At 65.7% G+C, this 21,745-nt stretch carries 18 protein-coding genes; 10 read left to right on the top strand and 8 right to left on the bottom strand.

All coding sequences use genetic code 11. The annotated features are described in order from the left end of the window. Window positions 1-22 precede the first annotated feature (22 nt). Genes RCF34_RS00790 through fmdA form a run of 3 tightly spaced genes read right to left on the bottom strand, consistent with a single transcriptional unit; the run spans window position 23 to window position 2,725 of the window. Entirely contained in the window at window positions 23-1,066 is a 1,044-nt protein-coding gene (locus RCF34_RS00790; RefSeq protein WP_308706446.1) for an aliphatic amidase, read from the bottom strand. Between the two features lie 33 nt (window positions 1,067-1,099). Continuing rightward, on the bottom strand, window positions 1,100-1,447 hold the full coding sequence (locus RCF34_RS00785) for a zinc ribbon domain-containing protein (RefSeq protein WP_308706445.1): 348 nt from the start codon (window positions 1,445-1,447) through the stop codon (window positions 1,100-1,102). 48 nt (window positions 1,448-1,495) lie between these two features. Continuing rightward, the gene (gene fmdA / locus RCF34_RS00780) at window positions 1,496-2,725 is read right to left on the bottom strand and encodes a formamidase (RefSeq protein WP_308706444.1); all 1,230 of its coding nucleotides are present in this window, start codon (window positions 2,723-2,725) and stop codon (window positions 1,496-1,498) included. Between the two features lie 257 nt (window positions 2,726-2,982). Between fmdA and RCF34_RS00775 the strand changes: the two genes are divergently transcribed. The 8 genes from RCF34_RS00775 (at window position 2,983) to RCF34_RS00740 (ending at window position 12,098) form a co-directional block, all read left to right on the top strand. Continuing rightward, on the top strand, window positions 2,983-3,774 hold the full coding sequence (locus RCF34_RS00775) for an IclR family transcriptional regulator (RefSeq protein WP_308706443.1): 792 nt from the start codon (window positions 2,983-2,985) through the stop codon (window positions 3,772-3,774). A 203-nt stretch (window positions 3,775-3,977) separates the two neighbouring features. Further along, window positions 3,978-5,651 (top strand): ABC transporter substrate-binding protein, encoded by a 1,674-nt coding sequence (locus RCF34_RS00770; RefSeq protein ID WP_308706442.1) that lies wholly within the window; start codon window positions 3,978-3,980, stop codon window positions 5,649-5,651. Between the two features lie 82 nt (window positions 5,652-5,733). Further along, on the top strand, window positions 5,734-6,687 hold the full coding sequence (locus RCF34_RS00765) for an ABC transporter permease (protein ID WP_308706441.1): 954 nt from the start codon (window positions 5,734-5,736) through the stop codon (window positions 6,685-6,687). Window position 6,688: 1 nt separating this feature from the next. Continuing rightward, on the top strand, window positions 6,689-7,582 hold the full coding sequence (locus RCF34_RS00760) for an ABC transporter permease (protein ID WP_308706440.1): 894 nt from the start codon (window positions 6,689-6,691) through the stop codon (window positions 7,580-7,582). Next, the gene (locus tag RCF34_RS00755) at window positions 7,579-8,652 is read left to right on the top strand and encodes an oligopeptide/dipeptide ABC transporter ATP-binding protein (protein WP_308706439.1); all 1,074 of its coding nucleotides are present in this window, start codon (window positions 7,579-7,581) and stop codon (window positions 8,650-8,652) included. The genes RCF34_RS00760 and RCF34_RS00755 overlap by 4 nt, the downstream gene beginning before the upstream one ends. Continuing rightward, the gene (locus RCF34_RS00750) at window positions 8,645-9,640 is read left to right on the top strand and encodes an ABC transporter ATP-binding protein (RefSeq protein ID WP_308706438.1); all 996 of its coding nucleotides are present in this window, start codon (window positions 8,645-8,647) and stop codon (window positions 9,638-9,640) included. Before RCF34_RS00755 ends, RCF34_RS00750 begins: the two co-directional genes overlap by 8 nt. A 31-nt stretch (window positions 9,641-9,671) precedes the next feature. Beyond that, window positions 9,672-10,847 carry an amidase gene (locus RCF34_RS00745; protein ID WP_308706437.1) on the top strand — a complete coding sequence of 392 codons (1,176 nt, stop codon included), beginning with the start codon at window positions 9,672-9,674 and terminating at the stop codon, window positions 10,845-10,847. Between the two features lie 12 nt (window positions 10,848-10,859). Further along, window positions 10,860-12,098: a Zn-dependent hydrolase gene (locus tag RCF34_RS00740; protein WP_308706436.1), complete on the top strand. Its 1,239-nt coding sequence runs from the start codon at window positions 10,860-10,862 to the stop codon at window positions 12,096-12,098. A 247-nt stretch (window positions 12,099-12,345) separates the two neighbouring features. On the opposite strand, the gene urtE is transcribed toward RCF34_RS00740, so the two are convergent. From urtE to urtA, 5 genes are all read right to left on the bottom strand, one after another. Beyond that, complete coding sequence (gene urtE / locus RCF34_RS00735) at window positions 12,346-13,035, bottom strand: urea ABC transporter ATP-binding subunit UrtE (protein ID WP_308706435.1); 690 nt, start codon at window positions 13,033-13,035, stop codon at window positions 12,346-12,348. Window positions 13,036-13,085: 50 nt separating this feature from the next. Further along, on the bottom strand, window positions 13,086-13,850 hold the full coding sequence (urtD, locus tag RCF34_RS00730) for an urea ABC transporter ATP-binding protein UrtD (protein ID WP_308706434.1): 765 nt from the start codon (window positions 13,848-13,850) through the stop codon (window positions 13,086-13,088). Beyond that, window positions 13,847-15,007: an urea ABC transporter permease subunit UrtC gene (gene urtC, locus RCF34_RS00725; protein WP_308706433.1), complete on the bottom strand. Its 1,161-nt coding sequence runs from the start codon at window positions 15,005-15,007 to the stop codon at window positions 13,847-13,849. The genes urtD and urtC overlap by 4 nt, the downstream gene beginning before the upstream one ends. A 10-nt stretch (window positions 15,008-15,017) precedes the next feature. Further along, window positions 15,018-15,935 (bottom strand): urea ABC transporter permease subunit UrtB, encoded by a 918-nt coding sequence (urtB, locus tag RCF34_RS00720; protein ID WP_308706432.1) that lies wholly within the window; start codon window positions 15,933-15,935, stop codon window positions 15,018-15,020. 63 nt (window positions 15,936-15,998) lie between these two features. Beyond that, window positions 15,999-17,243 (bottom strand): urea ABC transporter substrate-binding protein, encoded by a 1,245-nt coding sequence (urtA, locus tag RCF34_RS00715; RefSeq protein ID WP_308706431.1) that lies wholly within the window; start codon window positions 17,241-17,243, stop codon window positions 15,999-16,001. A gap of 295 nt (window positions 17,244-17,538) precedes the next feature. Here urtA and RCF34_RS00710 point away from each other — a divergent pair, with 295 nt between their 5' ends. Both RCF34_RS00710 and RCF34_RS00705 read left to right on the top strand, forming a co-directional pair. Further along, the gene (locus RCF34_RS00710) at window positions 17,539-20,934 is read left to right on the top strand and encodes an ATP-binding protein (protein WP_308706430.1); all 3,396 of its coding nucleotides are present in this window, start codon (window positions 17,539-17,541) and stop codon (window positions 20,932-20,934) included. Then, window positions 20,931-21,587 carry a response regulator transcription factor gene (locus RCF34_RS00705; RefSeq protein ID WP_308706429.1) on the top strand — a complete coding sequence of 219 codons (657 nt, stop codon included), beginning with the start codon at window positions 20,931-20,933 and terminating at the stop codon, window positions 21,585-21,587. The genes RCF34_RS00710 and RCF34_RS00705 overlap by 4 nt, the downstream gene beginning before the upstream one ends. Window positions 21,588-21,745 lie beyond the last annotated feature (158 nt).

Here is a 21,745-nt window from a genome sequence, read left to right as displayed (position 1 = left end):
GCCGCTCCTCGCGCCACCGGCGCTAACCCAGCTGACGTTCCTGATCGGGATGCGGCAACTCGCCCACCGGACAATCCCCTACACCCAGGATAGAGCGGGTCATTCGTTCGACATCGACCTGGGCCTTCTGGGCATCCAGCACCCAGGTGCGGTAGAAGTCGAAGGGGCAGTCGGCCACGCCCTTGTCGCCGTCGCCGGAGTTGTAGACCCCGGTGTAGCCGCGATGCAGCAGCTTGAACAGGTGATTCTGCGACTGGTCGTTGGCGCGGGCGTCGCGAATCTGCGAGACCGATAGCTGGGCGTACTGGATGCCCATCTCCTCCTCGCCGCACTCGCCCAGGGTGCGGCCATCGAAACCGATCAGCGCCGAATGGCCAAAGTAGCTATACACCCCGTCGAAACCGGTGGCGTTGGCGACCGCCACATAGCAGTTGTTGGCCCAGGCCATGGTCTTGGCCATCAGCACCTGCTGCTCCTTGGCCGGGTACATGTAACCCTGGCAACGCACGATCAGCTCGGCACCCTTCATGGCACAGTCGCGCCAGATTTCCGGGTAGTTGCCGTCATCGCAGATGATCAGGCTGATCTTCAGGCCCTTGGGACCTTCGCTGACATAGGTGCGGTCACCGGGATACCAGCCTTCGATGGGGCACCAGGGAATGCACTTGCGATACTTCTGCACGATCTCGCCCTGGTCGTCGATCAGCACCAGGGTGTTGTAGGGCGCCTTGTGCGGATGTTCCTCATGGCGCTCGCCGGTGAGCGAAAAGATCCCCCAGGTTCTGGCCTCACGGCAGGCGGCGGCGAAGATCGCCGTCTCCTCGCCCGGGATGGTCGCGGCGGTGGCCATCATCTCGTCACGGTCATACATGATTCCCATGGTGCTGTACTCGGGGAATACCACCAGATCCATACCCGGCAGGCCGAGCTTCATGCCCTTGATCATCGCGGCAATCTGCTGGGCGTTGGCCAGCACCTCCGCCTTGCTGTGCAGGCGTGGCATCCGGTAGTTGACGACAGCGACGCCGACGGTATCGGGGCTGCTGGAAATATCGCCATGGCGCATGGAGTGGCTCCTTTGAAAGGGCTGGACCGGGAATCAGTGGCTGATCATCCAGGGGCGGGTTGACGGACTGGTCTTCAGGCCATGGGGATTGGCCTTGCTGCGCGCGGCCGGCTTGCTTGGCGCGCAGCAGCTACAACCGGCGCCATGACTGCGCTTGGCCTGGTATTCCTCAAGGGATTGGGGCACGTGGCGCGAACGCTCATTGGTCTCCTGGGCGCGACGCGCGCCGCCCGCCAGGGTCGCCAGGCCAGGGGCACTGAGGATTACCCGGGGGCTGGGCGTGGCACAGACGGGACAGCTGCAGGGATCGTCGCGCTGGGCCATGGGCCGCAGCAGGGTGAAATCCCCGCAGTCGGGGCAGTCGTATTCGTAGATCGGCATGACGGGCTCCTGGCGGCGGGGCGCGACCGGCGGCCGCACCCGGGCGGCTCACTTGTCGTAGGCGATGGGCATGTCGATGTTGCCGTCCAGGTAGCGGGTCGGTCCGGCGGCAGTGGGATTGATGTCGAATTCGAAGATATCCGTCGGCAGCCAGAGGGTGGCGCAGGCGTTGGGAATGTCGACCACCCCGCTGATATGGCCCTGCACCGGTGCCGAGCCCAGCAGCGAATAGCCCTGGGCGCCGCTGTAGCCGAATTTCTTCAGGTACTCGATGGCATTCAGGCAGGCCTGCTGGTACGCCAGGTTGACGTCCAGGTAGTGCTGCTTGCCGGCGTCATCCACCGAGATGCCTTCGAAGATCAGGAAGTTGTTGTAGGTGGGCACGATGGGGCTGGGTTTGAAGATGGGATTCTTGATGCCGTACTTGGCCATGCCACCCTTGATCAGCTCGACCTTCATGTGCACCCAGCCGGCCATCTCGATGGCGCCGCAAAAGGTGATCTCGCCGTCGCCCTGGCTGAAGTGCAGGTCACCCACGGAGAGGCCAGCCCCTTCCACGTACACCGGGAAGAAGATCTTCGAGCCACGCGACAAGTCCTTGATGTCGCAGTTGCCGCCATGCTCGCGGGGCGGCACGGTGCGCGCGCCGCTAGCGGCTGCCGCGTCACGGGCCGCGCCGGTGAGCTTGCCCATATGGGCGGTCGCGGCGAACGGCGGATTGGCCAGGGGCGGTACCCGGGTCGGGTTGCTGTCGATCAGCTCCTGCTCGCGGGCATTCCAGTTGGCCAGCAGCTTGGGGTCCGGCAGGCAACCGATCAGCCCAGGATGGATGAGCCCGGCGAAACGCACCCCCGGGATGTGCCGGCTCTTGGTAAACATGCCCTCGAAGTCCCAGATGGATTTCTGCGCCGAGGGAAAGTAATCGGTGAGAAAGCCGCCGCCGTTCTGCTTCGAGAAGAAGCCGTTGAAGCCCCACTGAGACTCGGCCTTGGCGCCGATATCGAGCAGATCGACCACCAGCAGGTCGCCCGGCTCGGCGCCCTTCACGCCCACCGGTCCGGACAGGTAGTGCACGGTGGAGAGGTCAACATCGCGCACGTCGCTGGCATCGTCGTCGTTCTTGATCGCGCCACCGGTCCAGTCGTAGGTTTCCAGGATGAAGTCATCCCCCGGCTTGACCCAGCAGACCATGGGGATGTCCGGGTGCCAGCGGTTGTGGACGTTCTCGTTGTCGGTGGCGGCCTGGGTGAGGTCGACCTTGATCAGGGTGTCGGTCATGACGAAGCTCCTTGGACCTGGTGGGTAGCCCGCGCATCGAGGCCGGGGTGGGTGCCGGGGGCTAGTCTTGATGTAAGGACAAAAGGGGGAAATACGTTGGATGACGTAGCGACCGTCTCAAGGAGCCCCGCATCTGCAGGTTGCAGGTGGCCACGCCCTTCGGATCGGTGAGTGCGCTACAGTTCACCGGCGGCGCCCCGCCGGCCCTCATCGCCAACCCGAGGTTGGTGCAACCCGCTCATGCCTGGACCCCGTCGATGAGTGCAGAAGACTCCACCCCGCGCACCCCCTCCGACCCACTATTCAACCAATCCCTGGGCAAAGGCTTGCAGGTCCTGCAGACCTTCATGGCGCAGCGCACCCTGACGCTCGGCGAGATTGCGCGCCTGACCGACATGAACAAAGCCTCCGCGCAGCGCGCCGTGCACACTCTCGAAGTGCTGGGCTACGTCGGTCGGGATACCCGTACCCGGCGCTTTCGGCTGCTGCCGAAGGTCATCGAACTAGGGTTCAACTACCTGGCGGGTCATTCCCTAGTGCGGCTGGCGCATCCCTACCTAGCCCAGCTCGCCCAGGCCTCCGGCGAGACCGCCAGCCTTACCGAGCCGGTCGACCAGAGCATGGTCTACATCGCCCAGATCATGACGACCCAGACCATCCCCGTGCTCACGCCAGTGGGGATGCGCATTCCCATGTACTGCACGAGTTCCGGACGAGCCTATCTAGGGTGCCTGGACGACGCCGAAGTACGAACAATGCTGGCCGTCGGGTCGCGCGAGGCCCGCACCCCCAGCACCCTGACCGATGTCGAGGCCATCCTCACCCGTATTCAGACCGCTCGCCACCTGGGCTACGCCATCAATTGCGAAGAGTTGTTCCCTGGCGACATGGGCATCGCCGCTCCCATCGTCGACCGGCACGGCGTGCCGGCAGGCGCCGTGCACCTGTCGCCGCCGACCAGCCGCTGGACCCTGGAAGAGGCGACGCAGCGCCTCGCGCCCCTGGTGCGCGACTGCGCCCGCAGCATTTCCGAGTCCCTCGCGCACTAAGGGCGCACGGTCCGCGGGTCTGCGCACCGTTTTGACTGGGGCCAGGCCGGCGGGACGTGCGCCCGGTTGGTCCTACGGAAGGCCTGGCCCGCCGTCCAGCCACAGGCAACTCCCAAATTGAATCGATAATCGATACCGATCTATCGATTGGCACGTGCGTTGCTTTTTTACCCTCAGCCAACTTAAACCAATGAGGGATACAGATGAGCGATGACACGAACCGTTCCGCGCCGATTGCCCGGCTTGCCGGTCTGACCCTCGCCCTGGCCTGTGCCCTGGGCAGCAGCGGTCTGGCTGAGGCGCAGGAGAAGACCCTGCGCATCGCCATGACCGCCGGCGACATCCCACGTACCCTGGGCCAGCCGGATCAGGGTTACGAAGGTAATCGCTTCACCGGCATCACCCTCTACGATAGCCTGACCCAGTGGGACCTCAGCGCGGCGGACAAACCCAGTGTGCTCATTCCCGACCTGGCGGAATCCTGGTCGATCGATCCGAGCGACCACACCAAGTGGATCTTCAAGCTGCGCCAGGGCGTCACCTTCCACGATGGCTCACCCTTCGATGCCAAGGCGGTGGTGTGGAACGTCGACAAGGTGCTGAACAAGGCGGCGCCGCAATACGATCCCTCGCAGATCGGCGTCACGGCCTCGCGCATGCCGACCCTGAGGTCCGCCCGGGTGATTGACCCCTATACCGTCGTACTCACCACCGCCGAGCCGGATTCCTTCCTGCCCTACAACCTGACGAACCTGTTCATGGCCTCGCCGACCCACTGGCAGGCCAAGTTCGACGCCGTGCCGGCCGCCTTGACCGATCCGGCGCAACGCGCCCAGCAGGCCTGGACGGCCTTCGCCGCTGACGCCTCCGGCACCGGCCCGTTCAAGATGGCCAAGTTCGTCCCGCGCGAGCGTCTGGAGCTGGCCGCCAACCCCGCCTATTGGGATCCCAAGCGCCGCCCACGCATCGAGCATGTGGTGCTCTTGCCCTTGCCGGAAGCCAGCGCCCGTACCGCCGCCCTGCTGTCCGGCCAGGTGGACTGGATCGAAGCGCCGGCGCCGGATGCCCTCGACACCATCAAGGCGCGTGGCTACAAGATCTATTCCAACCTGCAGCCGCATCTCTGGCCCTGGCAGTTCTCCCTGCTGCCGCAGTCGCCGTTCCATGACAAGCGCGTGCGTCAGGCGGCGAACCTCTGCGTGAATCGCGACGAACTCAAGACCCTGCTCAGCGGGCAGATGGAGCCGGCGACCGGCGTGGTGGAGCCGGGCGATCCCTGGCGGGGCTCGCCCGGCTTCCAGGTCCGCTACGACGTGGCCGCGGCGCAGAAGCTCATGGCCGACGCCGGCTACTCCGCCGACCACCCGGCCAAGATCAAGGTGCAGACCTCCGCCTCAGGCTCCGGTCAGATGCAGCCGCTGCCGATGAACGAGTACATCCAGGAAAACCTCAAGCAGTGCTTCTTCGATGTCCAGTTCGACGTGCTGGAATGGAACACCCTGTATTCCACTTGGCGCCTCGGTGCCAAGGACCCGGCGGCGCATGGGGCGGACGCCACCAATGTCAGCGCGGCGACCATGGATCCCTTCTTCGCCATGGTGCGCTTCGTCAGCAGCAAGGCCCTGCCGCCGGTCTCCAACAATTGGGGCTACTACACCAGCGAGCAGACCGACCAGCTCATCGCCAAGGCGCGCACCGCCTTCGATGAACAGACGCGCAACCAGGCCCTGGGCGCGCTGCACGCCAACATCGTCGACGAGGCGCCCTTCCTGTTCGTCGCCCATGACGTCGGCCCGCGGGCCCTCTCGCCGAAGATCGGGCACGTGGTGCAACCCAGGAGCTGGTTCATAGACATCGCCACCATGACCATGGATTGAGGTCGATCGACCCGCCCTTCGGGGCGATCACCCTCGTTTTCGGCACGGACTCCAGCAGGCACAGTCCCGGAGGCTTACCACCATGATCGGCTATCTGCTTCGCCGTCTGCTCTATGCGCTACCCATCATGCTTGGGGTGGCCTTCCTCTGTTTCATGCTGGTACACATCGCGCCGGGCGATCCGCTGGTGTCCATCCTGCCCGCCGATGCCTCGGCCGAGCTGCAGCGGCAGATGATGAGGGTCTACGGCTTTGATCGACCGCTGCCGGAGCAATTCCTGCGCTGGGTGTGGCGGGCCCTGCACGGCGACCTGGGCACCTCCATCGCCACCAGCCGACCGGTGACCAGCGAGGTCCTGAAGGCGGTTGGCAACACCCTGATGATCGCCCTCCTCGCCAGCCTGATCGGCCTCAGCCTGGGTTCCCTGTTTGGCTTCGTCGCCGGCTACTTCCGCAATTCCTGGGCCGATCGCCTCGCCTCGTTGGTGTCGGTCGTCGGCGTGAGCCTGCCCAACTACTGGCTGGGCATGGTGCTGGTCATCGTCTTTTCCGCCCAGCTGATGTGGCTGCCGGCAACCGGCGCCGGACCGGGCGGCTCCAGCGACTGGCGCTGGGACTGGGCCCACGTCCAGTACCTGATCCTGCCGGCGGTGACCATGTCCTTCATCCCCATGGGCATCGTCGCCCGTACCGTGCGGGCCCTGGTGGCCGACACCCTGGCGCAGGAATTCGTCATCGGCCTGCGCGCCCGTGGTCTGAGCGAAGGCGGGGTACTGCGCCACGTGGTGAAGAACTGCGCGCCCACCGCCCTAGCGGTGGTAGGTCTGCAACTGGGTTACCTGCTGGGCGGCTCGATCCTGATCGAGACGGTGTTCGCCTGGCCCGGTACCGGTTTCCTACTCAACCAGGCGATCTTCCAGCGCGACCTGCCGCTGCTGCAGGGTTCGATCCTGATCCTGGCGCTGTTTTTCGTGCTGCTCAATCTCCTGGTCGACATGCTGCAGACCGTCCTCGACCCCCGTATCGAACGAGGCTGACATGACCGCCGCCATCCAGACGTCCCTCACCTCCTCCGCGTCCGGCGTCACGCGCTCGCGCAGCCACCTCGCCAACGTGCTGCACCGGCTGGTGCGCAATCCGCTGGCGATGGTCTCGGCCAGCATAATCCTGCTGCTGATCCTCATGGCAGTGTTCGCCCCCTGGATCATGCCGCACGATCCCTTCGCCACCTCGATGCTCAAGCGGCTGAAGCCCATCGGCACGCCGGGGCTGCCGCTGGGCGGTGACGAACTCGGGCGGGATCTGCTCTCGCGGCTGATTCTGGGCGCCCGGTTGTCGCTATTCATGGGCATCGCCCCGGTGATCCTGGCCTTCGTCCTCGGCGGCACCCTCGGCATCGTCGCCGGCTACGCCGGTGGCTGGCTGAACACGGTCATCATGCGCTGCATCGACGTGCTCTACGCCTTCCCCTCGGTGCTGCTGGCCATCGCCCTGTCCGGGGCCCTGGGGGCGGGCATCACCAATGCGCTGGTATCCCTGACCATCGTCTTCGTGCCGCAGATCGCCCGCATCGCCGAGAGCGTGACCACCGCGGTGCGGCGCAGCGACTACGTGGACGCGGCGCGGGCCAGTGGCGCTTCGGCCCTGCTGATCGTGCGCAAGCACGTGCTGGGCAACGTGATAGGGCCCATCTTCGTCTATGCCACCAGCCTGATCTCGGTGTCGATGATCCTGGCCTCGGGGCTGTCGTTCCTCGGCCTCGGCGTCAAGCCGCCCGAGCCCGAATGGGGGCTGATGCTCAATACCCTGCGCACCGCCATCTACAGCCAGCCCTGGGTCGCCGCCCTGCCCGGCCTGCTGATCTTCATCACCTCGGTGTCCTTCAACATGCTCGCCGATGGCCTGCGTTCGGCCATGGAGGTCAAGCAATGAGCCCGTCGCCCCTGCCCGCCCCGAACGACCCGCGCGACCTCGGCGGTCCCGCCCAGCCGCTGCTGATCGTGCGGGACCTGAAGAAGCATTTTCCGCTCAAGCGAGGGGGTTTCAGCCTGCGCCGGGAGCGCCTGGCCGTGCGCGCGGTGGACGGCGTGAGCTTCACCCTGTTCAAGGGCGAGACCCTCGGCGTGGTCGGCGAATCCGGCTGCGGCAAGTCCACCACCGCCCGGCTGCTGATGCAGCTCACCCGCCAGGACAGCGGCGAGCTGGTGTTCGACGGCCAGACCGTCGGCGCGGTGCTACCCCTGCGCGACTATCGCCGGCAGACCCAGATGGTCTTCCAGGACAGCTACGCCTCGCTCAATCCACGCATGACCCTCGAGGATTCCATCGCCTTCGGCCCGACCGTGCATGGCGTCTCCCGCGCCGAGGCCCTGGCCCGCGCCCATGACCTGCTGGCGCGGGTCGGGCTAGAACCGAGCCGCTTCGCCGGACGCTATCCCCACGAGCTGTCCGGGGGCCAGCGGCAGCGCGTCAACATCGCCCGGGCGCTGGCGCTGGAGCCGCGGCTGATCATCCTCGACGAGTCGGTCTCGGCGCTCGACAAGTCGGTGGAAGCCCAGGTGCTGAACCTGCTGGCGGACCTCAAGGAGGCGCTGGGGCTGACCTACGTCTTCATCAGTCATGACCTCAATGTGGTGCGCTACGTCTCCGACCGGGTACTGGTCATGTACCTCGGCGAGGTGGTCGAGGTGGGCGAGGCCGAGGCCCTGTTCGAGCGCCCCCTGCATCCCTATACCCGGGCGCTGCTGCGCTCCATGCCCAGTACCGATCCCCTGCACCGGACCGAGGAAGCGCCGCTGGCGGGCGATCCGCCCAATCCCATAGCGCCCCCGCCCGGCTGCCGTTTCCATACCCGCTGCGACTATGCGCAAGCCGTCTGCGCCCAGCGCGCGCCGCGCTTCGCCGAGGCCGAGCCGGGACGCAGCGTGGCCTGCCTGCGCTACGAGCCCGACTCCGGCTACGCGCTGGAATCCGCCCCGTCCCCGGAGGCGAGCCATGTCTGAAGCCCTCATCCAACTGCGTGACCTGCACGTGGAGTTCCACCCGCCGGGCAAGCGCATCCAGGCGGTCAACGGGGTGTCCCTGGAGGTCGGCCAGGGTGAGGTATTGGCGCTGATCGGCGAGTCCGGCTCTGGCAAGAGTGTGACGCTGCGCGCCCTGATGCGGCTGCATCCGGAAAAGACCACGCGCTATGCCGGCGGCCTGCAGATCGCCGGGGAAGATGTGCTGGCGCTGTCGTCCAAGGCGCTGACCCAGTTGCGCGGCAAGCGCGTCGCCATGATCTTCCAGGAGCCGCTGCTGGCCCTCGACCCGGTCTACACCCTTGGCCAGCAGATCAGCGAGGCCATCCGCCGCCACGAGGGGCTGAGCAAGGCCGAGGCCCGGTCGCGGGCCCTGCAGTTGTTCGAACGAGTGCGCATCCCAAGCCCGGAACGTCGCCTCGACGCCTTCCCCCATGAGATGTCCGGCGGCATGCGCCAGCGCGCCATGATCGCCCTGGCCCTGGCCTGCAATCCGCAGGTGCTGCTGGCCGACGAGCCGACCACGGCGCTCGACGCCACGGTACAGATCCAGATCCTACTGTTGCTGCGCGAGCTGCAACGCGAGCTGGGCCTGTCCATCGTCTTCGTCACCCATGACATCGGCGCCGCCGCGGAAGTCGCCGACCGCATGGCGGTGATGTACGCCGGCCGCATCGTCGAGGAAGGCCCGGCAGCCGTGCTGCTCACCCAACCCCGCCATCCCTACACCCAGGCGCTACTGAAAAGCCGCAGCGAGGGTGCCTTGCAGAAGGGCAAGCGCCTGGACAGCATCGGCGGCGCCCCGCCGGACCTGTCCCGCTTGCCGTCGGGCTGTGCCTTCGCCGAACGCTGCGGACTGGCCAAGGAACACTGCCACCAAATGGTGCCGGAGGCGACCCCGCTCGGCCACGGCCACCGCGCGGCCTGCTGGCAACTGGCGCAGACCGCTCCGCCTAGCGCCCCTCACTGAATCGCCCTTTCGAACTCCTGCGGAGCCCCCAATGAACGCCCACGCGCACTGCTACCTGCCCTACCCCGACAGTCCCGTCCCCCACGCGGACAACGGCCCTCTCGGCGGCCTGAGCTTCGCCGTCAAGGACCTCTTCGACGTCGCCGGCTATCCCACCGGCTGTGGCAATCCGCACAAGCTGGCTGCGTCCGGACTCAAGTCCAGTCATGCCCCGGTCGTCCGGCAGTCGCTCGAGGCCGGTGCCCGCTTCACCGGCAAGGTCATCACCGATGAGCTGGCCTTTTCCATGACCGGCAAGAATGCCCACTTTGGCACGCCACGCAACGGCACCGTGCCCCTGCGGATTCCCGGTGGCTCCAGTTCCGGCTCGGCCTCGGCGGTATCCAACGGCCTGTGCGACTTCGCCCTTGGCACCGACACCGGCGGATCGGTACGGGCGCCGGCCAGCCACTGCGGGCTGATCGGGTTGCGCCCCACCCACGACCGTATCAGCCTGGATGGCTGCATGCCGCTGGCCCACAGCTTCGATACCTGCGGTTGGTTCGCCCGCGATCTGAACACCTTCGCCCGGGTCGGCGAGATCCTGCTCGACGCGGACCCCACCCCCTTACCGGCGCTGCCGCGCTTGCTGCTGGCCACTGACCTGCTCGCACTGGTCACCCCTGCCGTGCGGGAGGCCACCCGCGCCCTGCTGGACGAACTAGAACTGCTGCCGACCCCGGTCAAGGGCGCGGTGCTGCCCCTGGACGAGCTCTACTGGGCGTTCCGCCACATCCAGGGCCGCGAGGTGTGGGAAAACCAGGGCGACTTCCTGTCCCGCTACCCGGTCCAGCTCGGGCCGGGCGTGAAGGAGCGCGTGGCCTGGGCCCAGACCCTCGACGACGGCCAGGTCGCGTCCGCCAGGCAGACGGCGCAGGACTTCACAGAACGCTTCCAGGCGCTGCTCGGCCGGGACGGCGTACTGCTGCTGCCGACCATGCCCGATGTCGCGCCGCTGCTGAGCACCTCGGAGGAAGCGCTGGAGGACTATCGCGACCTGTCCATCCGCCTGCTCTGTCTGTCGGTGCTGTCCGGCTGCCCCCAGCTCTCCTTGCCACTGTTGCACATCGATGGCGCGCCCCTGGGGCTATCGCTGATCGGCCCTCGCGGCAGCGATCTCTCCCTCATTGCCCTGGCCCGTCGCCTGACCGGCCAGCGTCTGTCCTGACTGGAGCTACCCATGACCCTGCAGATCAACTCCGACCGCCTCTGGCAATCTCTCATGCACCTCGCCAAGATCGGCGGCACCGCCAAGGGTGGCGTCTGCCGACTGGCGCTGACCGACCTGGATCGCCAGGGCCGTGATCTCTTCGTGGCCTGGTGCCGGGAAGCCGGGTTAGGCGTACGCGTGGACGCCATCGGCAATATTTTCGCCCGCCGTGAAGGCAGCGACCCAACGCGCCGGGCCATCGCCATGGGCAGCCATATCGATACCCAGCCCACTGGCGGCAAGTTCGATGGCAACTTCGGCGTACTCGCCGGCCTGGAGGTGCTGCGCACTCTGGACGATGCGGGCATCCGCACCGCCGCGCCCCTGGAAGTGGTGGTCTGGACCAACGAGGAAGGCTCGCGCTTCGTCCCGGTCATGATGGGCTCCGGCGTGTTCAGCGGCGCCTTCGCCCTGAACGAGGTGCTCCCACAACAGGACATCGAGGGACTGACCGTAGGCGCGGAACTGACCCGTATCGGCTACGCCGGTGGCCAGGCGCCCGGTGAGGTGCCCAACGGGATGTTCGACGCCTATTTCGAAGCCCATATCGAGCAGGGACCGGTCCTCGAGGCCCACGACCTGACCATCGGCGTGGTCCCCGGTGCCCTCGGCCAGCGCTGGTACGACCTGGTCGTAACCGGCATGGAGGCCCACGCCGGTCCCACGCCCATGAATCAGCGCCACGATGCGCTGCTGGCAGCCGCCCAGTTGGTGCAGCGGATCAATCAGATCGCCCTCGATCACGCCCCCCATGCGCGGGCCACGGTTGGCTTCATGCAGGTGTCGCCCAACTCGCGCAACACCATCCCCGGTACGGTGAAATTCTCCGTGGATCTGCGCGCTCTCGACGACGCCGTGCTGTCCGCCATGGACCAGGCGCTACGGGACGGCTGCGCGGCGCTGATGGCCGCCGATTCCCGCCTACAGATCGCGGTGGAACAGGTCGTCTATTTCAAGCCCTGCCACTTCGCTGCCGACTGCATCGGGCTGGTGCGCAGCGCAGCGGACATCCTGGGCCTGGACAGCATGGACGTGGTCAGCGGCGCCGGCCACGACGCGGTCTACCTGGCCACGGTGGCGCCCAGCGCCATGATCTTCGTGCCTTGCAAGGATGGCATCAGCCACAACGAGCTGGAGGATGCCCAGCAGGAGCACCTGGCCGCGGGTGCCAATGTGCTGCTGCACGCGGTGCTGGCCCGGGCGTCCTGACGGATATTCTCATGAAGTGTTTCAGAAGCGAACGTCTGAAACACCCCACCAGCAAGCGGACGGCGGACGTTCGCTATCGCGGCCATGGCGGTCCGCCGAGGTGGTCGCTCTGGCATTAGGCTATCGCGGCAATGGGCCGCTCCTACACGGCAATCCGTACTGTAGGAGCAGTCGCTACGGCGCACCGACATGGCCGCGATCAATGTGGATAGCGCGCTTTCACGGACCAGCGATGATGAACAGGCTCTCAGACCGACAGGTAGCGGCTGATGGTGGCCTCGTCGACCTTGTCGCGGGTTTCCTCGACCACGAAGCGGCCCTTCTCGATCACCAGAAAACGGTCGGCAATGTCGAGGGTGAAGGACAGCACCTGCTCTGACACCACGATGGTCAGGTCACGCAGGGCGCGGATCTCCTTCAGGGTGCGGGCGATGTCCTTGATGATCGAGGGCTGGATGCCCTCGGTCGGCTCGTCCAGCAGCAGCACCTTGGGATTGGTGGCCAGGGCGCGGGCGATGGCCAGTTGTTGCTGCTGGCCGCCTGAGAGGTTGCCTCCCTTGCGCAGGCGCATCTCGTGTAGCACCGGGAACAGCGCATAGAGATCGTCGGGCACCTTGCCTTGGGCCGAGGCCGGCAGGCCGGTCTGGATGTTTTCCAGCACCGTCATGTGGGAAAAGATCATTCGCCCCTGAGGGACATAGGCGATGCCGCGCTCGACGCGCTGGTGGGTCTCCAGCCGCGAGACGTCCTGGCCGTCCACCGCCACGTGGCCACTCCAGGCCGGCAGGATGCCCATCAGGCTGCGGAACAGGGTGCTCTTGCCCATGCCGTTGCGGCCCATGACGGCGACGATTTCCTTCTGCGCCACGTCCAGGCTGAGGTCGTGGAGGATGCGGCTCTGACCGTAGCCGGAGACGAGGTGCTGGATCGTGAACATGACCGGGATCTCCCGTGATCGACTGCATGAAAAGGGCTGTAGGTGAAGGCTCAGTGCCCCAGGTACACCTCGATGACCTTGGGATTGCTCTGCACCGCTTCCATGCTGCCTTCGGCCAGTACCTTGCCCTGGTGCAGCACCGTGACCTTGTGGGCGATGCTCTTGACGAATTCCATGTCGTGCTCGATGACCAGCACCGAGCGTCCCTGACTGATGCGGTTGAGCAGCTCGGCGGTCTGGGATCGCTCGGACACGCTCATGCCCGCCACCGGCTCGTCGAGCATGAGTAGCTCCGGGTCCTGCATCAGCAGCATGCCGATCTCCAGCCACTGCTTCTGGCCGTGGGAGAGCAGATCGGCCTGCTGGTGCAGCAGGTCGGCGAGAAAGATCTCCGCGGCCACTGCCTGCACTCGCGCGACCACCGCGGCGCTACGCTTGAAGAACAGTGCGCCGAACACCTTGCGGCCCTCGGGATAGGACATCTCCAGGTTCTCGAACACCGTGAGATTCTCGTAGATCGAGGGGTTCTGGAACTTGCGGCCGACACCGGCGCGAACGATGTCGAATTCCTTCATCCGGGTCAGCTCCCGGCCATTGAACTCGATGCTGCCGGCGGTCGCGCGGGTCTTGCCGCAGATCAGGTCGAGTACCGTGGTCTTGCCGGCGCCGTTGGGGCCGATCACCACGTGCACCTCGTTGCGGTCGACATAGAGATTGAGGTCGTTCACCGCCTTGAAGCCGTCGAAGGAGACGGTCAGGCCTTCGATGGCCAGTACCGGCTTGGCCAATTGGAAACCGAGGGGACTGGTGTTCATGGCGCGGTCTCCAGCGGGACGGGCTTGGCAGGGGACGTCTCGGCCGGCGCTGCGACGGCGCCGACCGGCTGGCGTTTCAGGCGTGCCACCAGGCGCTGGCCATGGCTCTTCCACAGACCGGCCACGCCATTGGGGAAATAGAGGACGACCACGATGAACAGTCCGCCCATCAGGTACAGCCAGAGCTCGGGGAAGGATTCGGAGAAGTAAGTCTTGCCGAAATTCACCAGCAGCGCGCCGTAAACCGCGCCGAGCAGCGACAACCGCCCGCCGACCGCGGCGAAGATGACCATCTCGATGGAGGGCACGATGCCGACGAAGGACGGCGACATGAAACCCACCTGCAGGGCGAACAGGGCGCCACCCACCGCGGAAAAGGCCGCGGCCAGGCAGAACACGAAGATCTTGAAGCTGGCCACGTCATAGCCGGAGAAGCGCACCCGCTCCTCCTTGTCGCGCATGGCCACCAGCAGCCGGCCGAGCTTGGAGGCCAGCACGAAGCGGGCGAGCAGGATGCAGGTGAACAGCAGCGCCGCGTTGACGAAGTAGAGCACCACCTTGGCGCTGTCCGAACGGATGTCCCAGCCCAGCAGCGTCTTCAGGTCGGTGATGCCATTGACCCCGCCGGTGAGGCCTTGCTGACCGATGATGAGAATGGTCAGGATGGCGGCGATGGCCTGGGTGACGATGGAGAAGTACACGTCCCCTACCCGCCGCTTGAACATCGCCAGGCCGATGATGAAGGCCAGCAACACCGGGACCGCGATCACGGCCACCAGGGTAAAGCCGAAGCTGTGGAACGGCTGCCAGAGCCAGGGCAGTTCGGTGAGCTGGTTCCAGTCCATGAAGTCGGGGATGCCGGGCGTGGACTGGATCCGGGTGCTCTCCGGATCCGAGGCCTCCAGTTTAAGGAACATCGCCATGCAATAGCCGCCCAGGCCGAAGAAGATGCCCTGCCCCAGGCTGAGGATGCCGCCATAGCCCCAGCAAAGCACCAGGCCGACCGCGACGAAGGCATAGGTCAGGTATTTGCCGACCATGGTCAGGCGGAAGATATCCAGGGTCAGCGGAAACACCAGCAGGATCAGCGCGGCCAGTACCAGCAGGCCGAAGGCGCCCTGCCGGCCACCGAGCAGGTTGTCGATTGCCTTGTTCATCATGGACTCCCTACTTGCGGACTTTTGCCGAGAACAGGCCCTGGGGCCGCAGCATCAGGATGAGGATCACCGCCGACAGGGTCAGCACCTTGGCCATGGAACCGGAGAGGAAGAATTCCAGCAGCGACTGCGCCTGGGCGATACCGAAGGCCGAGGCGATGGTGCCGAGCAGGCTGGCTGCGCCACCAAAGACCACCACCAGGAAGGTGTCGACGATATACAGCGAGCCCGAGGTCGGACCGATGGAGCCGATGGTGGTGAAGGCCGCGCCCGCCACCCCGGCCACGCCGCAGCCCAGGGCGAAGGTCATGCGATCCACGCGGCGGGTATTGATGCCCACGGCGCGGGCCATCACCCGGTTCTGCATGGTGGCGCGCACCTGCAGTCCCCAGCGCGAGCGATACAGCATGAAGAACAGGGTCAGGGTCAGCAGCGCGGTCACGACCATGACGAACAGGCCGTTCTTGGGGATGTCGATGCTGGCGGTCGGACTCCAGGAGCCCATGATCCATTCCGGCAGTTCGGCGCTGACCTCGCGGGCGCCGAATACCGAGCGAAACACCTGCTGCAGGATCAGCGACAGGCCCCAGGTGGCCAGCAGGGTGTCCAGCGGGCGCTGGTAGAGCCGGCTGATCATCGCCCACTCCACCAGCCAGCCGATGGCGCCGGCGACGAAGAACGCCAGGATCAGGGCGAAAAAGAAGTAGTAGGGCTGCAAGGCTGGAAACAGGTGCAGGGTCAGCGAGGACATCACGTAGGTGGTGTAGGCCCCCACGGTGAGAAATTCGCCATGGGCCATGTTGATCACGCCCATCTGCCCGAAGATGATCGCCAGTCCCAGCGCCATCAGCAGCAACACGCAGAATACCGAAAGGCCGTTGAAGCCCTGCATCACGGCGATCGCGCCGAAGTCGGATAAGCTTTCCATGGAGGTCTCCCCGCGAAGGTGTACGGAGGCGCCGATCAGGCGACGCCTCCGGTCAGGCAAGGCTTACTGGTAGCCTTTGGGGAAGGGATTGGGCTCGATCAGATCGGCGGATTCGTGGACCACCTTGAAGGTACCGTCCGGCTGGATCTGGGCGATGCGCGAGCGACTCCAGAGGTGATGGTTCTCGTGGACCTTCACGTAGCCTTCCGGCGCGGTCTTCAGCTCCAGGCCCGGAGACGCCGCGACCACCTTGTCGACATCGAAGCTGCCGGCCTTCTCCACTGCCATCTTCCATAGCCAGGGACCGAGATAGGCCGCCTGGGTAACGTCGCCCACCACCGCATCCTTGCCGTACTTGGCCTTGAAGGCCTCGACGAAGGTCTTGTTGTTGGGATTGTCCAGGGTCTGGAAGTACTTCATCGAGGAGTAGAAGCCGGCCATGTTCTCGCCACCGATGCCGAGCATTTCATCCTCGGTCACCGAGAGGGTCAGCAGATTCTGCTTGGCCGAGGTGATCCCCGCCGCCTTGAGCTGCTTGTAGAAGGCCATGTTGGAGCCCCCGACGACCGCAGCGAAAACCACATCAGGCTTTTTCAGCTTGATCTTGTTGGTCAGGGAACCGAACTGAGTGCCGCCCAGCGGGTAGTACTCCTCCCCCACCACCTCCCCATGTAGCACGTTCTCGATGTGCTTGCGGGCGATCTTCATCGAGGTCCGTGGCCAGATGTAGTCCGAGCCCACCAGGTAGAAAGTCTTGGCACCTTTCTCCTTGGCCAGCCAGTCCAGCGCCGAGAGGATCTGCTGGGTGGCTTCCTGGCCCGTGTAGAAGACGTTCTTCGACTGCTCGAGGCCCTCGTAAAAGGTCGGGTAGTAGAGCAGGCCGTTGTCCTTTTCGAAGATCGGCAGCACCGCCTTGCGCGAGGCCGAGGTCCAGCAGCCGAACACCGCCGCGACCTTGTCGGCCTCCAGCAGCTTCTTGGCCTTTTCGGCGAAGGTCGGCCAGTCGGAGGCGCCGTCTTCCTGGATGATCTTGACCTGCCGCCCGAGGACTCCGCCCTGGGCGTTGATCTGCTCGATGGCCAACCGCTCGGCCTGGATCGCGCCGGTCTCGGAGATGGCCATGGTGCCGGTGGCGGAATGCAATTGGCCGACGGTGACGGTGGTGTCAGTCACGGCCAGGCCGTAGGTATTGGCGGCGTCCGCCATTACGCCCTGGCTGAACACGCTGGCTGCCAACAGGGACAATGCCGCGGCGCCCAGTGCCAGGCGTCGCGGAAGACTGGATTTCACGCCCGCTGATCTGTGCATCTTGTCGCTCCTCTAGGTGATGTGCCGGTCGCCCCTGGGGACCGGGACTGCGGCTTGCGCTGCGGAGCAAGGATGGGCTGGGACAGCCGGCGCGGAACATACGCAGGATGACGTAACCGCCTACGTCATCTGACGTACAGCCCGCTGCAACGCCCTGAGGCATGCTCTGTCTGTCGCGCGCCCGCGCGGGGCACGCCAAGCTGGGCAGACAGTGGTCCCAAAGGGGCAAAACGCCAAGACGGCCGAGGCATGGAACTTGCCTGAACACCGCCACGCAGACCCCAGGAGCCCTGCCGTGCAGCAGACCGGGACGCAACGCATCGCCAAGATCCGCAGGGACTACAACAGCTGGGTGGCCGACGAGACACTGGAAGACTATGCCCTGCGCTACACGCCCAGGTCGTTTCGCAAGTGGTCGGAATTCCGCATCGCCAACACCGCCCTGGCCGCCGTGTCCTTTCTGGCCCTGGAAGCCATCGGTGGCGCCCTGGCGATCAGCTATGGCTTCACCAATACCCTCTGGGCGGTGCTGGCGGCGAGCCTGGTGATCTTTCTCACCGCCCTGCCGATCAGCTACTACGCGGCGCGCTACGGGGTGGACATGGACCTGCTGACCCGGGGCGCCGGCTTCGGCTACATCGGCTCGACCATCACCTCGCTGATCTACGCCAGCTTCACCTTCCTGTTCTTCGCCCTGGAAGCGGCGATCATGGCGCTGGCCCTGGAGCTGTACTTCCGCATTCCACTGGCCCTGGCCTATGTCATCTGCTCGATCATCGTCATCCCCCTGGTCACCTATGGCATCACCCTGATCAACCGCCTGCAGCTCTGGAGCCAGCCGCTCTGGCTGATCCTGCTGCTGTTGCCCTATGCCTTCGTCATTGCCAAGAATCCCGGGGCCCTGGCGGACTGGACCACCTTCGCCGGCCGCGAGGGCGAGGCCGGGGCCTTCAACCTGCTGTCCTTCAGCGCCGCCTGTACCGTGGCCCTCGCCCTGGTGACCCAGGTGGGCGAGCAGGTCGACTACCTGCGCTTTCTTCCGGAAAAGACCGCGCAGAATCGCCGGCGCTGGTGGGCGGCGCTGCTGATGGCCGGTCCCGGCTGGATAGTGCCTGGTGCCCTGAAGATGCTGGCCGGCGCCTTCCTGGCCTTTCTCGCCCTGCAGCACGAGATTCCCCTGGAGCGCGCCGCTGAACCCACCCAGATGTACCTGGTGGCCTTCGGCTACGTGTTCGCCTCGCCCGAGTGGGCCATGGGCGCCATGGTGCTGTTCGTCATCGTCAGCCAGGTCAAGATCAACCTGACCAATGCCTATGCCGGCTCCCTGGCCTGGTCCAACTTCTTCGCCCGGGTCACCCACAGCCACCCGGGACGAGTGGTCTGGCTGGTATTCAACGTGCTGATAGCCCTGATGCTGATGGAGCTGGGGGTGTTCGAGGCCATCCAGGAGGTGCTTGGGCTCTATGCCAATATCGCCATCGCCTGGATCGGCGCCGTGGTCGCCGATCTGGTGATCAACAAGCCGCTGGGGCTGTCACCCCGGCACATAGAGTTCAAGCGGGCGCACCTCTATGACATCAACCCGGTCGGCGTCGGCGCCATGCTGCTCGCCTCCCTGCTGTCCGGTCTGGCCCACGCCGGGCTATTCGGCGCCCTGGCGCAGGCTGCCTCACCCTTGGTATCCCTGGTCTCCGCACTGATCTGCGCGCCGCTGCTGGCCTGGCTCACCCGGGGCCGCTACTACATCGCCCGGACCAGCGTGCTGAAGTTGCTGCATCCCGCGCAGGTCCATCTGAAATGCGTACTCTGCACTAACGCGTTCGAGCGCGAGGACATCGCCTTCTGTCCTGCCTACGGCGCGCCCATCTGCTCGCTCTGCTGCGCCCTGGATGCCCGCTGTAACGATCTCTGCAAGCCCAGGGCCCGCCTCGCCGAGCAGGTCGACACCCTGCTGCGCTGGCTGCTGCCGAACACCTCGGTGCCGCGCCTGCAAACCCGCTTGGCGCACTATCTGGGCGTGCTGCTGGTCATGGTCGGTCTGATGTTCTGCGCCCTGGCGCTGATCTACAGCCAGGTCTCCCAGGGGCTGCAGGTCGATGAGCGCCACCTGTTGTATCAGGGGTTCTTCAAGGCCTTCATGGTGCTCACGCTGTTTGCCGGCACCCTGGCCTGGTGGGTGGTGCTGACCCGCGAGAGCCGCCACGTAGCGCTGGAGGAGTCGACCCGGCAGACCGCGCTGCTGATGCAGGAGATCGAGGCGCACCGCAAGACCGACGAAGCGCTGCAGCGGGCCAAGGAGGCTTCCGAAGCCGCCAACGCGGCCAAGAGCCGCTACGTCACGGGCTTGTCCCACGAGTTGCGCACGCCGCTGAACAGCATCCTCGGCTATACCCAGATCCTGCAGCGCGATCCGGTCAGCAGCGGCCATCAGCTGGATGCCCTGGCCACCATCTACCGCAATGGCTCGCACCTGCTCTCGCTGATCGACGGCCTGCTCGACGTGGCCCGGATCGAAGCGGGCAAGCTGCAGCTGGAACCCTCGGAGATTCCCTTTCCGGAGTTTCTCGAACAGCTGCAGCAGATATTCACGCCCCAGGCCCAGGACAAGGGCCTGAGCTTTGCCCTCGAGGTCGAGGGACGCCTCCCCGCCGTGGTACGCGGCGATGAAAAGCGGGTGCGGCAGATCCTCATCAATCTGCTCGGCAATGCCGTGCGCTACACCGACGAGGGGGGCGTGATCCTGGCGGTCACCTATGCGCGGGAAACTGCCACCTTCAAGATCATCGACAGCGGTCTGGGCATCGCCGCAGAGCAGCTGGAGCGCCTGTTCCAACCCTTCGAACGGGGTGATCCGCTGCGCCAGGACAACGGCCTGGGACTGGGCCTGACCATCACCCGCATGCTGGTGACGTTGATGGGCGGCGCCCTGGACGTGACCAGCACGCCCGGCCAGGGCACCCGCTTCGTGGTGCGCCTGTTCTTGTCCGAGGTGCGGGTGCCCCAGGCGCTGGTTCACGTCGAACACAGCATCAGCGGCTATCAGGGCCCGCGGCGCCGGGTGCTGCTGGTGGACGACCACCTGGATCACCGCCGGGTGCTGGCTGGCATGCTCGGACCCCTGGGCTTCGAACTGGCGGAGGCCGCCAATGGCCAGGACGCCATCCGCCAGGTCGCCCTCTGGCAGCCGGATCTCATCCTCATGGATCTTTCCATGCCGCTGCTCGACGGACTGGAGACCAGCGCGCTGATCCGCCGCAATGGCCTGTCCAAGGCGCCGATCATCGTCATTTCCGCCAATGCCTTCGCCGTCGATCGCGAACGCAGCACCGCAGCCGCTTGCGACGATTACCTGGCCAAGCCGGTCCATACGTCGCAGCTGCTGGAAAAGATCAGGACGCACCTGGACTTGACCTGGCTGGAGCGGACCACCGAACCGCCTGGCAGGCGATCGATGTCGCTCCAACCGCCAAGCGCTGCCAGTCTGGAAGCGTTACAGGAGCTGGGGGCGTTGGGCTATGTGAAAGGCATCCACGCCTGCCTGGACCGCATCGAACGCGAGGAGCCTGCCAGCGCCGCCTATGTCGATACCCTGCGCGCACTGGTGAAACGCTTTCAGCTCAACGACTTCAATCGCCGTCTCAAAGATGCGCTGCAGCCGGTCGACCTGCCCCTGGAAGGAGAGAATCCATGACCGCCGCCCTACCGCCCAGCGTGGTGCTGATCGTCGACGACACCCCGGACAACCTTGCCCTGCTTTCCGACGCCCTGGACGCCGGCGGCTACATGGTGCTGGTGGCCCTGGACGGCACCAGTGCCCTGGAGCGCATGCAACGCCGCCGGCCGGACGTGGTGCTGCTGGACGCCATGATGCCCGGCCTGGATGGCTTCGAGACCTGCCGGCGCATCAAGGCCCAGGCCGAACTGGCCGATATCCCGGTGCTGTTCATGACCGCCCTGACCGAGAGCGAGCACGTGGTGGAGGCCTTCGCCGCGGGCGGCATCGACTACGTGACCAAGCCACTCAAGACCGATGAGGTCTTGGCACGAGTCGCGGCCCACCTGCGCACGGCGCGCGAACTCCAGGCGGCGCGCAGCCTGACAGCGAGCCGCCCGCATGCCAGGACCGCGCTGGACCTGGCGTCGCTCAGCAGCCGCTACCAACTGACCGGCCGCGAGGTCGAGGTCTTGCACTGGGTCGCCTGCGGCAAGACCAATCGCGACATCGGCGACATCCTCGGTCTCTCGCCCCGTACCGTGAACAAGCACCTGGAACACGTTTACGTGAAACTCGGGGTAGAAACCCGCACCGCGGCGGCGACCTTGGCTGTTGGGCTGTGTCGGTAGTTTGACCCTTGCCTCTCGCCATCAGCGCCCGTAGCGCTGGCCAGAGGAAGTTCATGAAGGCATTTCAAGCCATCATGAGCAGCAGGCGATAGCCTTACCCACGGCCGCCTGTTATCTAGAGAACTCGAAACCGCTGGCCGTCAACGGACCACGGCGCC

The organism is Pseudomonas sp. 102515, assembly GCF_031085165.1.
In the GTDB taxonomy this organism is placed as follows: Bacteria; Pseudomonadota; Gammaproteobacteria; order Pseudomonadales; family Pseudomonadaceae; genus Chryseomonas.
This window is presented reverse-complemented; position numbering and strand designations above follow the sequence as displayed.

Bases quoted from the DNA above. Each gene is read 5' to 3' on its own strand.
- RCF34_RS00755 (WP_308706439.1), top strand. From the start codon at position 7,579: ATGAGCCCGTCGCCCCTGCCCGCCCCGAACGACCCGCGCGACCTCGGC.
- urtE (WP_308706435.1), bottom strand. From the start codon at position 13,035: ATGTTCACGATCCAGCACCTCGTCTCCGGCTACGGTCAGAGCCGCATC.
- RCF34_RS00785 (WP_308706445.1), bottom strand. From the start codon at position 1,447: ATGCCGATCTACGAATACGACTGCCCCGACTGCGGGGATTTCACCCTG.
- RCF34_RS00765 (WP_308706441.1), top strand. From the start codon at position 5,734: ATGATCGGCTATCTGCTTCGCCGTCTGCTCTATGCGCTACCCATCATG.
- fmdA (WP_308706444.1), bottom strand. From the start codon at position 2,725: ATGACCGACACCCTGATCAAGGTCGACCTCACCCAGGCCGCCACCGAC.
- RCF34_RS00705 (WP_308706429.1), top strand. From the start codon at position 20,931: ATGACCGCCGCCCTACCGCCCAGCGTGGTGCTGATCGTCGACGACACC.
- RCF34_RS00750 (WP_308706438.1), top strand. From the start codon at position 8,645: ATGTCTGAAGCCCTCATCCAACTGCGTGACCTGCACGTGGAGTTCCAC.
- RCF34_RS00745 (WP_308706437.1), top strand. From the start codon at position 9,672: ATGAACGCCCACGCGCACTGCTACCTGCCCTACCCCGACAGTCCCGTC.
- RCF34_RS00790 (WP_308706446.1), bottom strand. From the start codon at position 1,066: ATGCGCCATGGCGATATTTCCAGCAGCCCCGATACCGTCGGCGTCGCT.
- RCF34_RS00770 (WP_308706442.1), top strand. From the start codon at position 3,978: ATGAGCGATGACACGAACCGTTCCGCGCCGATTGCCCGGCTTGCCGGT.
- urtB (WP_308706432.1), bottom strand. From the start codon at position 15,935: ATGGAAAGCTTATCCGACTTCGGCGCGATCGCCGTGATGCAGGGCTTC.
- RCF34_RS00740 (WP_308706436.1), top strand. From the start codon at position 10,860: ATGACCCTGCAGATCAACTCCGACCGCCTCTGGCAATCTCTCATGCAC.
- urtD (WP_308706434.1), bottom strand. From the start codon at position 13,850: ATGAACACCAGTCCCCTCGGTTTCCAATTGGCCAAGCCGGTACTGGCC.
- RCF34_RS00760 (WP_308706440.1), top strand. From the start codon at position 6,689: ATGACCGCCGCCATCCAGACGTCCCTCACCTCCTCCGCGTCCGGCGTC.
- RCF34_RS00775 (WP_308706443.1), top strand. From the start codon at position 2,983: ATGAGTGCAGAAGACTCCACCCCGCGCACCCCCTCCGACCCACTATTC.
- urtA (WP_308706431.1), bottom strand. From the start codon at position 17,243: ATGCACAGATCAGCGGGCGTGAAATCCAGTCTTCCGCGACGCCTGGCA.
- urtC (WP_308706433.1), bottom strand. From the start codon at position 15,007: ATGAACAAGGCAATCGACAACCTGCTCGGTGGCCGGCAGGGCGCCTTC.